Source organism: Paenibacillus sp. FSL R5-0341 (assembly GCF_037975235.1).
GTDB classification, from domain to species: domain Bacteria; phylum Bacillota; class Bacilli; order Paenibacillales; family Paenibacillaceae; genus Paenibacillus; species Paenibacillus amylolyticus_A.
On sequence record NZ_CP150241.1, the window covers coordinates 6,123,643 to 6,138,357 of the forward strand.

Consider the following 14,715-nt stretch of genomic DNA (forward strand, 5'->3'; position numbering starts at 1 on the left):
CATAATAACTTAAACGATTACGTTGATTATACAAGGAGGGATTGAAGTGAAAAAATGGGGCCTTGGTATTGCACAGGTTGCACTCTTAATGGTTTTTTCACTGCTCATGGACCTGCTGGCCCATACTCTCCATCTTCCTGTACCCGGTTCGATACTCGGTATGGTTGTGCTATTCATTCTGCTTCAGACTCGTGTCGTGAAGCTGCGCTGGATTGAAGTTGGAGCTGCCTGGCTGCTTGGTGAACTATTGTTATTTTTTATCCCGTCAGCCGTTGGCATCATGAACTATATGCCCATGTTGGAGCATGACGGATTGCAAATTTTATTCATCGTCCTGCTTAGTACATTCCTGGTCATGTCCTGCACAGGACTGGTTGCTACACGAATTGCCAAACGAAAGGAGCGTCACACCGGATGATTGGATTCCTCTGCCTGTTGTTAACCGTGGGTATCTATTGGGTCACCAAACGAATGTATCGCAATCTGCCAAAAGTATATCTGTCTCCGCTGCTCATTACGCCACTGCTTGTCGTTGGCATATTGCTCGCAACCGGAACGGATTATACCACGTATAGCAGTGGTGGCAAATGGCTGAGTCTGTTGCTTCAACCGGCCACGGTGGCTTTTGCCGTACCGCTCTACACTTTTTTCCATGTACTCAAAAAACATATTTCCGAGATTGTCTTCAGTGTCATGACCGGTTCGGTCGTTGCAGTACTCTCTTCTGCCCTGCTCGCCAAATGGTTACGCCTGGATTCAGGGCTGATCCACAGCTTGATCCCGCGATCCATTACAACACCCATTGCCATGAACGTTTCGGCTACAATCGGTGGCATTCCCGCAGTCACAGCTGTTTTTGTTATTATGACAGGCCTGCTCGGGGTGATTATGGGACCTTCGATCGTCAAAATGCTGCGCATTGATGGTGAGATTGCACGAGGTACACTGTTTGGAACCGGTGCCCATGGTACAGGGACATCCAAGGCGTTTGAACTGAGTTCCTTGACAGGTACCATCTCCAGTATCTCCATGGTGCTCGCCGCATTGTTCACTTTAGCCGTTGCACCCATCCTTTCCAAACTTATTTTCCCATAATAGATGGAATTATCCCACTTTTTTGAAATATTATTGTTGTATTAAAGCCCTTTCTTCCTTACAATAAGGACAGGTTTTAATTGTGAATATTGCGGGGGAGATGCGATGAAAAGAACCGGAATGAAGAGATCTCTGGACCGTCTTGGACGAATTGTCCTTCCCAAAGAAATGCGGGATACGATGGAAATCCATATCGGCGATCCGCTTGAGTTTTTCATTGAAGGAAAAGAGTTGATTTTAAGAAAGTACAAATCAACATTATGTATTTTTTGCGGTGATGTAGATACGGAAATGTATTTCAAAGAGCAATTCATCTGCCGGACTTGTGCAACTCAATTAAAACACCCGGATGACTCTCCCAACTGGTCCATACCTCAGAACAAACAGGCTCCTGCACCCGTGGAGCGTCCTGCTACCAAATCCGCCTCAGTCTCATCTCCCGCTAGGGAAGAAGGGACCACAGCTGACAACCCAGAATACCCGGACCTGCGACCGAAGACGGCACGCATGCTGCAACAGATGAAAGAAATTGTTGAACAGAATCCCGGTTTGGCTCAACAGCAAATTGCGGAAAAGCTTGGCATTAGCCAAGGACGCGTCTCTCAATTAAAAAAGTTACTATAATAAGAATGGTATTCGATCATTTATAGTCAGAAGACCTTCCAATTCAGGAAGTCCCGCTGCAAGAGAACCCGTTGTGTTTCGTGGGTTCTTCTTTTTTTTATATTCAGTACATTCAATCCTAAAAAAAGATGACCTCTGCTCATCTGCAGCGATCATCTCATAATATAGGTCCAGATCTTCTAATTTATCTTTCACTTACGCCTGAATCGCGTCCAACTGTCCTTCTTCTTCTTCTTCCTCTTCCAATCTGCGCATGCCCACAACCAGGACAATAATGTTAGCTACCAGCAATACAGCCGGGAACGGAACAGCAGCATATTGTGCATAGATCAGATGACTTCCTACGGCCCCAATCAGAATGAATGTCAGTATGCCAGAAGCCAGGATGCGAGTCCGTGGAATCAGCAGTCCTACTGCACTAAGCAACTCCGCAGCGCCTAGCAGATACATGGTCCATGTCGGATAAGAGAAACTTTCGAATGTCTGAATCATCATATCTGCTCCACTAATCTTGTTAAACCCTGTCATGACGAATACCCCTGCAAGCACAACCAGAAAAACATAACCCAAAATTTTGTTCATATGTATATCCTCCTATAACGAATTGTATGTTCCTACTATGGGATGATTAAGTTTGCGATAAATAGTAAAAAAGAATCTATGTAAAAGCTCCCCAAAGGTCACTCTATTTTCATATAGTCAGTCTCATTCACTTTCAAAATAGTACGCGTTCATATTATAGGTATTATTTATCACCAACTTACTTTTATGAAGTAAGTTGGTGATAAATAATATAATTTCTTCAAGTAATTTCTCACTGTATGATGTATAATACATACAAAAGGTATGTTACAGTATATTTTGTAGTAACCCTCATTTACTTGGATGTCCTATATTCTTAAAGCGGCAGAAATCATGTCCTTTCATATACAACTTTGAAGAAAATGATCATGAATCGAGGTGAATACGTTGAAGCTGAAAAAAGTAAAAGCACCGAGTCCCTGTATGATCACTCAGGCCATAGACATTATAGGCAAGAAGTGGGTACTGTTAATCATGTACCAACTGTTATCTGGACCCAAGCGGTTTACGGAGCTTGAAGCAGAGATGGCGATCAGTGGACGACTTTTATCAGAGCGATTGAAGGAAATGGAGGCGGAAGGTATCGTAACCCGGCACATGTTTCCCGAGATTCCTCCTCGTGTAGAGTATGAATTAACACCTAAAGGTAGAGCCATTGAACCTGTCATTGATCAGATCTACAGCTGGTCTTCCGACTGGTTGAAACAGCAGAAATCCGAGTAATACGGATTCCTGATCCATGACATTCCACTCAACACAAATACGCCTGAATCAGGCTGATCTGCAGATCAGTTCCCGATTCAGGCGTATTTATATTACATTCAACTTTTGTTAATGAGAAAGATGCTTTGAAGGCTGAAGCTGTACCGGCAGGCCGGAATCTGCCGATGCCAGTGCCGCCGTCGTAATCTCCTGTGTACGACAGGCATCCGCATAATCGGACAGAATCCGTGAACGGTCTCCCGTACGCAGGGCGTGAATGAACGCTTCATTCTCACGCTCGTATGGATTATGTCCTGCCGGAATTTCCAGACCTGCCATCGCATGCGATGCGGCACTTGGCAGAAGCAAACGTTCCGGCGTCCAATCCCACACGCCTGCATCCGTGTAGAACTGTAGCCCTGCGCCGCCCTCTCCGTCTGGCAACAGGCATGTATTGGCGATACTGGCAATCGCTCCACTTTCCAGCTTGAGCGTCACATTCGCCACATCGGCAACAGTGACATGCTCATGCTTCTCATGCATGCTTCGCTGAGCTGCTACGGCATATACCTCCGTAACTTCTCCTGCACAATACCGAAGCAAGTCTACAATATGTGTAGTCTGCTCCACGAATTGTCCTCCTGAACCATCCTGACGCCGCCACCAGGCAACCCCTGGCATTCCGCCCATCCAGCGGCCAAGAGCCATGCCGACCGTCTGTTCTTTCATGGCCTGCTGTAATACCTGAGCAGCCTCCTGATAACGGAAATGGTATCCGACAGAGGTTAACAATCCGCTCTTCTGTACCTGAGCGAGCACCTGACGTGGAACGTCCATTCCAGTACTCAGCGGTTTCTCCACCAGGAATGGAATTCCACGTCGATTCAATTCGGACTCGATCGATCCGTGAGACATCGGAGGCACACAGATATACACCGCATCCAGCTTCTCACCATCCAGCATATGTTCAAGTTCACCGTAACCAACAGCATCATAGACGGAGGCCATAGCCTCTGCCTTTTCGAGCGATGTTCCACAGACACTCGCAACACGAACACCTTCCATTCGTGCCAGAATATCCGCATGTACCTTACTGAACCAGCCTGTTCCAATGATTCCGATCTGTAATGTCATGGATGTAATCCCCTCTCTGTGTTACACGCTTACATGTTCCATTCGACTCTCAGCCTTGAAATCCTGCCTCAGATTTTGCCGGATGCTTCCAACAACAGCTGATCCAGTTCCTGTGCATGCAAGACCGCTTGCTCTTCAGACCAGTTCAAACGCCCGGCCATATAGGAGATCACAGCTGCCTTATAACGGCGGACTTCATCTATACGGAAAAATAAATCTCCTGTTCTTCGTACCAAAAAATCTGATGGGGTTACTGCCATCTCTTCTTCGATCGCGTAGCAGAGCATCAGCAGCAGTTCCTGTGGCATGCCATGAAGCTCGGCCTTGGTTCGTGGATCAGGCATTCGCTCATACAGTGCCTTCACATTGGAACCATACGTGCGAGTCAGCCGCTCTGCAGCAGGTCGAGCAAGCCCCAAAGCGACGCCATCCTTGATCTTGCGCTCCGCATACGATACGAATCCAGCCGATCCCCCTACGTCACCGCCGGAGATGGGCATCTTCTTCGTTACACAAGGGCCTATAGAATGTCCATGCTCCTGCTCCATCTGACGCGCGACCAGATCAACGACCATCTCGGCCATTTTACGGTACCCGGTTAATTTGCCCCCGGCAATCGTAATCAGATTGGATTCGGATACCCAGACTTCATCTTTGCGTGAAATTTCAGAAGGATTCTTGCCTTCCTCATGGATTAGTGGACGTACCCCCGCCCATCCGGACTCTACATCTTCTGTACCAATCTGAATATCTGGAAACATGCCATTGACTGCATGAATGACATAATCACGGTCCGAGTCGGAAATTCGGGGGTGTGCAGGGTCTTCCTGATATACGGTGTCGGTCGTTCCCACATAGGTTTTGCCATCACGCGGGACAGCAAACACCATTCGACCATCAGGTGTATCAAAATAAACCGCCTGCCTCAATGGGAATCGTTCACCGTCAAAGACCAAGTGAATACCTTTGGTCATCTGTAGCGTTTTCCCCTGGCGCGAACCATCCAATTCCCGCAGCCCATCCACCCATGGACCAGAAGCATTGATCACCTTGCTTGCTTTGAGCGTATAGGTTTGACCACTGATCTGATCCATGGCTTCAATACCTGTAATTTTGCCATTCTCCTTCAGGAAACCTGTCGCCTTCACATAGTTGACTGCCTGTGCCCCACGTTTGACGGCTTCTTTCATGACTTCAATGGTAAGCCTGGCATCGTCTGTCCGGTACTCCACATAGAGCCCACCACCCAACAACCCCTGTTTACGTAGTAAAGGTTCGCTATCGGACACCGCTCCAGCATTCAACATTTGGCGCCGTTCACTGCGCTTCACCCCGGCGAGCCGATCATACACCATCAGTCCAATGGATGTGCTGAAGCGGCCAAACGTCCCTGCCGTATAGATCGGTAGCAACATCGGTTCTGGTGTGGTCACATGTGGCCCATTCTCGTACACTACAGCCCGCTCCCGTCCTACCTCCGCAACCATCTTCACTTCATATTGCTTCAAATAACGCAATCCGCCATGGACAAGCTTGGTCGAACGACTGGATGTACCTGCTGCAAAATCCTGCATTTCGACAAGCGCTGTCTTCAATCCACGGGAAGCCGCATCCAATGCAATCCCTGCGCCTGTAATTCCACCACCAATAATCAATACGTCAAAATGTGCATTCGCCATACTTTGCAAATATTCGGTTCGGTGTGCTGACGAGAACGTTTCTGCCATCCTTGAACCTCCCATTGATTCCCTTTATGTTTCCGCAAAAAAAACAAAAAAAGGACCACGTCATTCGCTCAGCAATTGCTGAGCGGCACGTGGTCCCTCCCGATCTCCAGACATCATTTTTTAACTTGTGCCTTTATCCTATCACAGATTTTTGACGGCGTGAAGTCCTGAAATGACACATTATTCAAAAAAAATTCAAAAAGCTGTTCTGCCAAAGGATGGAATTTCAAATGAATCCACTAACCTCAACATTTTCCTTATAATGGGTATATGGTTTTGCTTCCCCAGGAAGAATAACCCTGTAAATTGTGCAGTATTTCCCACCAGTAAATATCATTTATAACATAAGTTTAGTTAAAAAGTACATATACCCACATCGTGAGGATCGCAGTCCATTTCATTTCTTTTATTTAAAAGCCATTGCTGCGTTCACTGCACGCTTCCAACCTGCATACAGTTCTGTCCGTTGTTCCTCAGCCATAACAGGCTGGAAGACACGTTCGGTATTTTCATGATCGGTCAATTCATCCGCACTCGTCCAATACCCAACCGCCAGCCCTGCCAGATAAGCCGCACCCAATGCCGTCGTTTCATTCACTGTCGGTCGTTCCACAGGAATACCTAGAATATCACTCTGGAATTGCATGAGGAAATCATTGGCCGCCGCGCCGCCATCGACACGTAACGCATGCACGGGAATACCCGAATCGGATTCCATCGCCTCCAGCACATCTTTGGTCTGATACGCCAACGCCTCCAGCGTAGCACGAATAAAGTGCTCCTTCGTCGTGCCTCGGGTCATGCCAAACACCGCACCCTTAACCTCACTATCCCAATACGGGCTGCCTAGTCCGACAAATGCAGGTACCATATAAACGCCGTCTGTCGAAGGCACGCGTGAGGCGTACTCCTCACTATCTTTTGATGAACGAAGCATCCTTAATCCGTCACGCAGCCACTGAACCGCAGACCCTGCAACAAAAATGCTGCCTTCGAGCGCATATTCAACCTTGCCATTCATCCCCCAGGCAATCGTCGTAATCAGTCCGTGATCGGATTGTACCGGGTTCTCTCCCGTATTCATAAGCATAAAACAACCGGTTCCATATGTATTTTTCATACTGCCCTTGGTGTAACAGCCCTGACCAAACATCGCTGCCTGCTGATCTCCTGCTGCTCCCGCAATCGGAATTCGATGACCGAAGAAATGATAATCTGTCGTATGTGCATACACCTCGGATGAACCTCGTACCTCTGGCAGCATGGCCTTGGGAATGTCGAGGATAGCCAACAATTCGTCATCCCATTGCAGATCATAGATGTTATAGATCAGGGTACGTGAGGCATTGGATATATCTGTGACATGTGTACCCCCACTCAGTTTCCAGATCAGCCAGCTATCAATCGTGCCAAACAGCAATTCACCCTTCTCTGCCCGCTCCCGGGCACCAGGGACATGATCCAGAATCCACTTCACCTTTGTTCCCGAGAAGTAGGGATCGATTAATAATCCTGTTTTACGGCGGAAAAGGTCCCCAAGTCCCTGTGTCTTCAATTCTTCACAGATGTCTGCGGTCTGTCTGGATTGCCATACGACCGCATTATAGATGGGTCTGCCTGTTTCTTTGTCCCACACCACAACGGTCTCCCGTTGATTCGTAATTCCAATTCCGGCAATCTGGACCGGTTTGATCCCGCTCTCTGCCAGACACGAGGCCATCACGGCTAGAATGGAACTCCAGATTTCGTTGGCATTCTGCTCTACCCAGCCCGGTTTGGGGAAATATTGAGGGAATTCCTGCTGTGCAATGTGCACAATCTCCCCGCCGCGATTAAACAGAATAGCTCGGGAGCTTGTCGTTCCCTGATCGAGAGCCAATATATATTTTTCCATACAGACAACCTCCTGTTGTGGGTTCTTTTTTACGGTGTAAGCGATTTCTCAAAGTGTCGGATCAGATCTGCGTTGGATGTGGTCACTGCCGTAGCCCCTACGCCAAGTGCAAGTTCAACCTCTTCCGGTGAACGGATCAATCCCCCCGCAATAATGGGGATACCGGTGCGCACAGATACTTCCGCAATGATATGCGGAATGACGCCAGGTAGTACCTCAATATAATCAGGTTGGGTTTTGGCCAGCAACAGATAACTTTTCTCCAGTGCATGCGTATCCAGCAGAAAAATACGTTGAATCGCTGTAATGCCCTTCTGCTTCGCCTTCTGAATGACACTTGCTCGTGTCGAGATCAGTCCTGCCGGGCGAATGTGCTGACACAGATACTCTGCCGCATACTCATCGTTTTTCAATCCCTGTACCAGATCTGCATGCAAAAGTATCTTTTTGTCATACCGCCGCGCCTCGTCCATTACACTCTGAAGCTGTGCAATATGAGTTTCCAGCATCACCCCGTAGGTATAAGGGCCTTCAATCATCGCTTCAAACTGCTTCATGCTCTTCGCAGCCGGCAACATACGTTGTCCCTCAAATGGCACCTTGGTTCCTCCCGCATTCATCAGATGACTATATTGTATATTCCGTACTGTGCGAACGGCAAGCCATTCCGTGAATCAGGAAAGTCTGAGCGCTACGCTATTATCCATGCAAAAAAACCGCTGTATACTTCTCCATAGCGGAGAGTACAACAACGGCTAATCGGCTAATCGTATATGTTCAAGGAGTAATGATTAAGCCTGCGCATGCGGAAGCAGCGTCTCTGCCCCAGCCCAGCCATCACTTTCCGCCAAGTGACCAGAACGGTTCACTTTCGTTTGCAGATATTTCTCGTTGAAAGCAGAGCGATCTCCCCACAGTGGGACACGTCCGCCCACATTCAATCCCGCTTCCTGCAAAGCAGCCAGCTTCCGTGGGTTGTTCGTGATCAATGTAACCGGTGCGGAGCGAAGCGCACGCAACACAGCAATCGCATCGTCATAATTACGAGCATCGTCCGTGAATCCGAGCTGCAAGTTCGCATCTACCGTATCCAGACCTTCTTCTTGCAAAATGTACGCCATGGCTTTGCTGAACAGACCGATGCCACGGCCTTCATGGTTCGCAAGATAGAATAGTGCGCCTGCCCCGTGTGCGGCAATCATCTTCATGGATTGCTCGAGTTGGAAGCCGCAGTCACAGCGTTTGCTGCCAAAGATGTCGCCTGTATGACAGATACTGTGCATGCGAATAAGCGCATCCTGTGCTTCGGCAAAGTCGCCATACACCAGGACACTGGATTGCTGGCGTTCTGCCAGTTCAGCAGCAGCAAGAGATTCGATTAACTCGCCGCTCTCCATCGCTTTGTCTGACTTCATCCAGCTATACCACTGAAATGTCTTGGTCTCCCCATCAAGGTTAACCGGGAGTTTAATCGGTCCCACGAGGTATATGAATTCTTTTCCACTCGGAAAAGTCTGAATTTTGGGGGCAAGCAGTTGAATAATATGTGAATTGATCATTGTCGTTCCTCCTGTTTAGGCCAACTTGTCTGTTGATTGATTCGCATCCAAAGCGAAAATGGATCACTTGGACGTTATATAGTACGTATCTATATTATTCTCATCATCATTAGTTACTTTATGTAAGTTAGTTTAGAATAAAAATTATAATGTGTCAAGTAACTTTTATTTTTAAAGTAACTACCCAATTTATGTTACGCAACCGACACAAATATGTGTTTCATTTCAGGAATACTGGGTATGAGTTTATAAACTGCTCATACACTAATGTTGTAGTCCAAAGCACTTCATGCCTCGAACTTAACGATGAGGGGGTAATGCACATGATCCGCCGGAAAAGAACTTGCTGGACAGCCATACTGATGGTCTGCGTCCTGCTCATAAGCGGATGCTCCATCTGGCCCGGACAGGACGATTCAGCGAACAACAAAAAGGTAACGCTTACATTATGGTACTGGAACCGTTCCATCGATGATAAGTTGATTGCCAGGGCTAAGGAAAAGTTCCCCAACATTGAACTGACAGCTCAGAAAATCGGCGGTGATTTCAAGGCAAAGCTCAAAACAACACTCGCTGCACGCTCAGGTGAACCAGACATTGTGGCATTGAACGACTGGATCATGGAGCTATTCCCCAGTGAGGACCGTTTCTATAATCTGTATGACCTCGGTGCAGGAGATATTGAAGAGCAGTATCTGCCGTGGAAATGGAAGCAAGGCGTTACGCCAAGCGGACAGATGATTGGGTTCCCGATGGATACGGGACCGACAGCTCTCTTCTATCGTGAAGATCTCTTCAATGAGGCCGGATTGCCATCTGATCCCGATGACGTTACACGTCAGATTAACAGCTGGGATGCATATGCCGCTGCCGGAGAACAGATCAAGGAGAAATTCGGAGGCAAGGTATTTCTGACCGATAACATTGGAAGCGTTTACAATCAAGTACTGTCCCAAGGAGCTGAACGTTATTTCCGTCCAGATGGCTCATTCATCGGCATGGATTCCGCTCTGGTGCGAACAAGCTGGGATACATCCATTGCCTTCAAAGAGAAGGGACTACTTGCCAATGCAGACGGCTGGACTCCAGGCTGGAACGCAGCGATGAATAATGGTGAGATTGCCTCGTTCGTGGGCGCTGTTTGGATGAAGCAAGTGCTCCAGGAAGCCGCTCCGGATACATCGGGAAAATGGCGAGTTGCTCGGGCACCAGGGGGAGATGGCAATAACGGAGGATCATTCTTGTCCATCCTGAAGTCGAGTGAGCATCCTCAGGAAGCCTTTGAACTGGTTCGCTGGCTGCAAAGTCCCGAGAATCAGTTGGAGCAATATCAGACATTGAACCTATTCCCTTCTGCACCAGGTGTGTTTGATGACCCTGCCATGAAAGAGGAAGAACCTTTCTTCGGCGGACAGGCGACAGGCCCTGTATTTGCCGAATCGGCACAGCAAGTGCCGGATGCTTTTTTTGGCGAAAGATACCCATCCGTACACAACATTATCACCCGGCGGCTGAATGATGTGGCGAAGCAAAATGCCGATCCACAGCAGGTCTGGACAGATACGGTACACCGCGTCGAGCGTGAATTGCAGCGTTAACCTGAACAACGTGTGGTTTCGTTATCCGCAAAGGAGGAATTCATATGGCTGTAACTGAACCTCGTCTTACTCCCGACCCCGGAAATGCAAGACCTGATCTGGATCGGCAGAAGTCACTGTGGGCCAGAATGTGGGAGCACCGTGCACTCTATGTTGCGATATCGCCGTTTTATATTCTGTTTGCGGTGTTTGGCCTGTTCCCGATCGGGTTCTCACTTTATCTGGCTTTTCATAAGTGGGATGGCATTGGTGTCATGACGTACAACGGACTTAATAATTTTAAATACATGCTGACCGATGCCGAATTCTGGCAAGCTGTGGGCAACACATTCATGATCTGGATCTATTCGACGATTCCGATGCTCTTCTTCGCACTGATTATTGCCTTTCTGTTGCATGCACCATTTGTGAAGTTCCGTACCCTATTCCGGGTCGGTTATTTCCTGCCGAACGTCACATCCATTGTGGCGGTAGCCATTATCTTCGGTGCTTTATTTGCCAACAATTATGGCTTTCTCAACTATCTGTTGCAGTCGGTTGGGCTACCTGTTGTGGAGTGGCTTAATGCACCATGGGGCATCAAAGTCGCAATCTCCTCCATGGTGGTCTGGCGGTGGACCGGATATAACGCCGTCATCTATCTGGCCGGACTTCAGAGTATCCCGCAGACGTTATACGAAGCAGCCAAGATTGACGGCGCATCAGCGATACAGTCCTTTTTCCGAATTACGATTCCGATGCTGCGTCCTGTGATCCTGTTTACGGTCATTACATCAACGATCGGCGGTATGCAGCTGTTCACCGAGCCACAAGTATTGGTAGGTAATGATGGTGGCGCTGGTGCAGCTGGCATGACGATTGTATTGTACCTCTACCGTGAATCCTTCATTAACAATTACTTCGGATATGGCGCTGCCGTTGGTTGGGGCATGTTCCTCATTATCGCCCTATTCTCGATTGTGAACTGGAAGCTTGTTCAAGGCAAATCATCCTGATGTGATAAGGGGGAGCGCACATGGCGACCAAACACCTCAAATCGCTGGTGTTGTATACCGGTCTTATCGGGGGCATGCTCATATCCATGTTCCCGTTCTATTGGCTGATTGTAATGTCCACCCGGACAACGTCCGATATCTACAAGTTCCCACCCCAGCTCTGGTTCGGCGGTGAACTATGGAATAATATCACGCGGGTGTTGCAGCAGATTGATTTCTGGGGCGCTTTTCTGAATACGTTGTTTGTGTCGGGCTTAGTCACGATCCTGGTGCTGTTTTTTGACTCATTGGCAGGGTTTGCGTTTGCGAAGTTTGAATTTCCCGGCAAAAAGTGGCTCTTCATCCTGCTACTCGCGACCATGATGGTGCCTTCCCAGCTCTCGCTGGTGCCTTCCTTCGTACTCATGGCAACGTTCGGCTGGGTCGGTTCCTTCAAAGCCCTCATCATACCGGGCATGGTAAACGCCTTCGGCATTTTCTGGATTCGCCAGTATGCAACAGAGTCGATTCCGAACGATCTACTGGATGCGGGCCGAATCGACGGCTGTAATTTCTTCCGACTTTATTGGAACGTCGCGTTGCCGATTTTGCGACCTGCATTTGCTTTCCTCGGCGCGTTCACCTTTATTGGTGTATGGAATGATTATCTGTGGCCTTTGATCGTCCTGACGGATGAACGTAAATATACGTTGCAGATTGCGTTGTCTCAATTAAACGGACTGTACAACACAGACTATGCAATGGTCATCGCAGGCACGTTGCTTGCCGTCATTCCACTCATCGTCATGTTCCTGTTCATCAGCCGTCAGTTCATCTCGGATATTGCCGCAGGGGCAGTGAAGGATTAAGATTGCGGCATTTTGATCCATCCCTCAAGTCTGATATTCTTATCTATAGATGAAATAACAGATGCCATATAAGTTGGATGAATAGCGCCACGTGCACAAAGGGGACAGAAAGGGCCTGAAGAAATGGAATGTTCGCATTTATAACCAAATTTCTCCCTTTGAAGAGGGGATCAAAGAAATTTGGGAATAACGGCGATCGGAAGGCTTTCTGCACCCGAAGTGTTAACGTTTAACAGCATTCATTCACTTATATATTCAAGAAAGAGGGATGACAAAATGGCTTCTTCACCCTATATGATCGGCGTAGATATCGGCACAACCTCCACCAAGGCCGTCTTGTTCGAACAGAACGGAACCATTGTGGCACAAGGCAGTGCCGATTATCCGCTGCACACCCCCACACCTGCGATTGCGGAGCAGGATGCGGAAGATATTTTCAAAGCAGTCATCGAATCCGTTAAACAGGCCACTTCCAAAGCGGGAGTAAAGCCAGAGGATATCCTGTTTGCATCCTTCAGTTCGGCCATGCACAGCATTCTGCCAGTCAATCAACACGGCAAACCGCTGATGCGGGCCATGACTTGGGCAGATAATCGCAGTGCCGAGTGGACCGAAGTACTCAAATCCGAGATGAATGGTCACGAAATCTATCTGAGAACAGGTACGCCGATTCATCCGATGTCCCCACTCACCAAGATCATGTGGCTCACCCGGGATCAACCAGAACTGTTCCAACAGACGCACAAATTCATATCCATGAAAGAATATGTTTTCTATAAATTATTCTCTGAATACGTCATCGACCACTCGATGGCCTCTGCCACCGGACTCATGAATCTGGAAAAACTCGACTGGGATGCAGAAGCGCTCCATGTGGCGGGCATAACCCCGGATCATCTGTCCCGATTAGTACCGACCACACATGTGCTGAAACAGGGATTGCACCCGGAGTACGCCAAGGAGATGGGCATTGCGGTCACCACACCCTTTGTCATCGGTGCAAGTGATGGCGTGCTCTCCAATCTGGGCGTGAACGCCATTGATCCAGGCGTCGTGGCCGTGACCATTGGTACCAGTGGAGCGATTCGTACGGTGGTGGACAAACCGGTGACCGATCCAAAAGGACGTTTCTTCTGTTATGCACTCACGGAGGATGCCTGGGTTATTGGCGGGCCGGTGAACAATGGCGGTGTTATTTTCCGCTGGATTCGGGACGAGTTTGCGGCTTCCGAGGTGGAAACGGCGAAACGACTTGGCATCGATCCATATGAAGTGCTCACTCGTGTCGCCGAAAATGTACCTCCGGGTTCGGAAGGTCTCTTGTTCCATCCGTACATGACAGGTGAGCGGGCTCCGCTCTGGAATCCGAACGCACGCGGCTCATTCTTCGGCCTGACGCTGCATCATAAGAAAGAACATATGATTCGCGCTGCGCTCGAAGGTGTATTGTTCAATCTGTACACCGTCATGCTGGCGATTGAAGAAAAGATCGGCCGTCCGAAAAAAATCCAGGCCACAGGTGGCTTCGCCCGCTCGGAGTTGTGGCGGCAGATGATGGCCGATATTTTCGATCAGGATGTCATCATCCCCGAAAGTATCGAAAGCTCCTGTCTCGGCGCAGCCGTACTGGGCTTGTATGCTCTGGGCCGCATCGACTCTCTGAGTGCCGTCTCTGGCATGATCGGATCGACACATCGTCACCAGCCTGATCCAGAGAGTGTCCGCGTCTACCGGGAGCTGCTGCCGATCTTCATCCGCATCTCACGCAAATTCGAAGAGGAGTATGCGGATATTGCGGCTTTTCAGAATAAGACGATGCAAGGGTAGGGAAGGCGGAGGATGTTACACGTCGGAGATTCAAAAAATCGAACCGAAATGAGCTAACGAATCATAGACACCTTATTTGCAGCTTTTAACATGTTTTCAAAATCTAACGAACCTGAGACACCTTATATCC

General features: G+C 48.5%; 15 protein-coding genes. 8 read left to right on the forward strand and 7 right to left on the reverse strand.

Annotated features, from left to right (window positions below; translation table 11 throughout):
• The first annotated feature begins 46 nt into the window (after window positions 1-46).
• From MKX75_RS27475 to MKX75_RS27485, 3 genes are all read left to right on the forward strand, one after another.
• Window positions 47-418, forward strand: coding sequence for a CidA/LrgA family holin-like protein (locus tag MKX75_RS27475; protein ID WP_339167605.1), 372 nt, complete (start codon window positions 47-49; stop codon window positions 416-418).
• Window positions 415-1,095: a CidB/LrgB family autolysis modulator gene (locus tag MKX75_RS27480; protein ID WP_062836798.1), complete on the forward strand. Its 681-nt coding sequence runs from the start codon at window positions 415-417 to the stop codon at window positions 1,093-1,095. Before MKX75_RS27475 ends, MKX75_RS27480 begins: the two co-directional genes overlap by 4 nt.
• A gap of 105 nt (window positions 1,096-1,200) precedes the next feature.
• On the forward strand, window positions 1,201-1,719 hold the full coding sequence (locus MKX75_RS27485; RefSeq protein ID WP_169479912.1) for an AbrB/MazE/SpoVT family DNA-binding domain-containing protein: 519 nt from the start codon (window positions 1,201-1,203) through the stop codon (window positions 1,717-1,719).
• Here MKX75_RS27485 and MKX75_RS27490 read toward each other — a convergent pair.
• Complete coding sequence (locus MKX75_RS27490) at window positions 1,714-1,914, reverse strand: hypothetical protein (protein ID WP_339167606.1); 201 nt, start codon at window positions 1,912-1,914, stop codon at window positions 1,714-1,716. The two genes, MKX75_RS27485 and MKX75_RS27490, sit on opposite strands and share 6 nt — an antisense overlap.
• A complete protein-coding gene (locus MKX75_RS27495; RefSeq protein WP_339167607.1) occupies window positions 1,915-2,301 on the reverse strand; it encodes a DoxX family protein in 387 nt (128 codons plus the stop codon).
• Window positions 2,302-2,724: 423 nt separating this feature from the next.
• Here MKX75_RS27495 and MKX75_RS27500 point away from each other — a divergent pair, with 423 nt between their 5' ends.
• Window positions 2,725-3,024 (forward strand): helix-turn-helix domain-containing protein, encoded by a 300-nt coding sequence (locus tag MKX75_RS27500; protein WP_169480049.1) that lies wholly within the window; start codon window positions 2,725-2,727, stop codon window positions 3,022-3,024.
• Window positions 3,025-3,132: 108 nt separating this feature from the next.
• On the opposite strand, the gene MKX75_RS27505 is transcribed toward MKX75_RS27500, so the two are convergent.
• From MKX75_RS27505 to MKX75_RS27525, 5 genes are all read right to left on the reverse strand, one after another.
• A complete protein-coding gene (locus tag MKX75_RS27505; RefSeq protein WP_339167608.1) occupies window positions 3,133-4,137 on the reverse strand; it encodes a Gfo/Idh/MocA family oxidoreductase in 1,005 nt (334 codons plus the stop codon).
• A 68-nt stretch (window positions 4,138-4,205) separates the two neighbouring features.
• Entirely contained in the window at window positions 4,206-5,864 is a 1,659-nt protein-coding gene (locus tag MKX75_RS27510; protein WP_339167609.1) for an FAD-dependent oxidoreductase, read from the reverse strand.
• 406 nt (window positions 5,865-6,270) lie between these two features.
• On the reverse strand, window positions 6,271-7,758 hold the full coding sequence (glpK, locus tag MKX75_RS27515) for a glycerol kinase GlpK (RefSeq protein ID WP_339167610.1): 1,488 nt from the start codon (window positions 7,756-7,758) through the stop codon (window positions 6,271-6,273).
• Between the two features lie 29 nt (window positions 7,759-7,787).
• Complete coding sequence (locus tag MKX75_RS27520; RefSeq protein WP_338589057.1) at window positions 7,788-8,357, reverse strand: glycerol-3-phosphate responsive antiterminator; 570 nt, start codon at window positions 8,355-8,357, stop codon at window positions 7,788-7,790.
• Window positions 8,358-8,549: 192 nt separating this feature from the next.
• Complete coding sequence (locus MKX75_RS27525) at window positions 8,550-9,317, reverse strand: GTP cyclohydrolase II (protein WP_169479918.1); 768 nt, start codon at window positions 9,315-9,317, stop codon at window positions 8,550-8,552.
• A 362-nt stretch (window positions 9,318-9,679) separates the two neighbouring features.
• Between MKX75_RS27525 and MKX75_RS27530 the strand changes: the two genes are divergently transcribed.
• From MKX75_RS27530 to gntK, 4 genes are all read left to right on the forward strand, one after another.
• Window positions 9,680-10,915, forward strand: a complete 1,236-nt coding sequence (locus tag MKX75_RS27530) for an extracellular solute-binding protein (protein WP_339170621.1) — start codon at window positions 9,680-9,682, stop codon at window positions 10,913-10,915.
• 116 nt (window positions 10,916-11,031) lie between these two features.
• Entirely contained in the window at window positions 11,032-11,910 is an 879-nt protein-coding gene (locus MKX75_RS27535) for a sugar ABC transporter permease (protein WP_139331977.1), read from the forward strand.
• Window positions 11,911-11,930: 20 nt separating this feature from the next.
• The gene (locus MKX75_RS27540) at window positions 11,931-12,758 is read left to right on the forward strand and encodes a carbohydrate ABC transporter permease (RefSeq protein ID WP_036612996.1); all 828 of its coding nucleotides are present in this window, start codon (window positions 11,931-11,933) and stop codon (window positions 12,756-12,758) included.
• A 276-nt stretch (window positions 12,759-13,034) separates the two neighbouring features.
• Window positions 13,035-14,585 (forward strand): gluconokinase, encoded by a 1,551-nt coding sequence (gene gntK, locus MKX75_RS27545; RefSeq protein WP_339167612.1) that lies wholly within the window; start codon window positions 13,035-13,037, stop codon window positions 14,583-14,585.
• Window positions 14,586-14,715 lie beyond the last annotated feature (130 nt).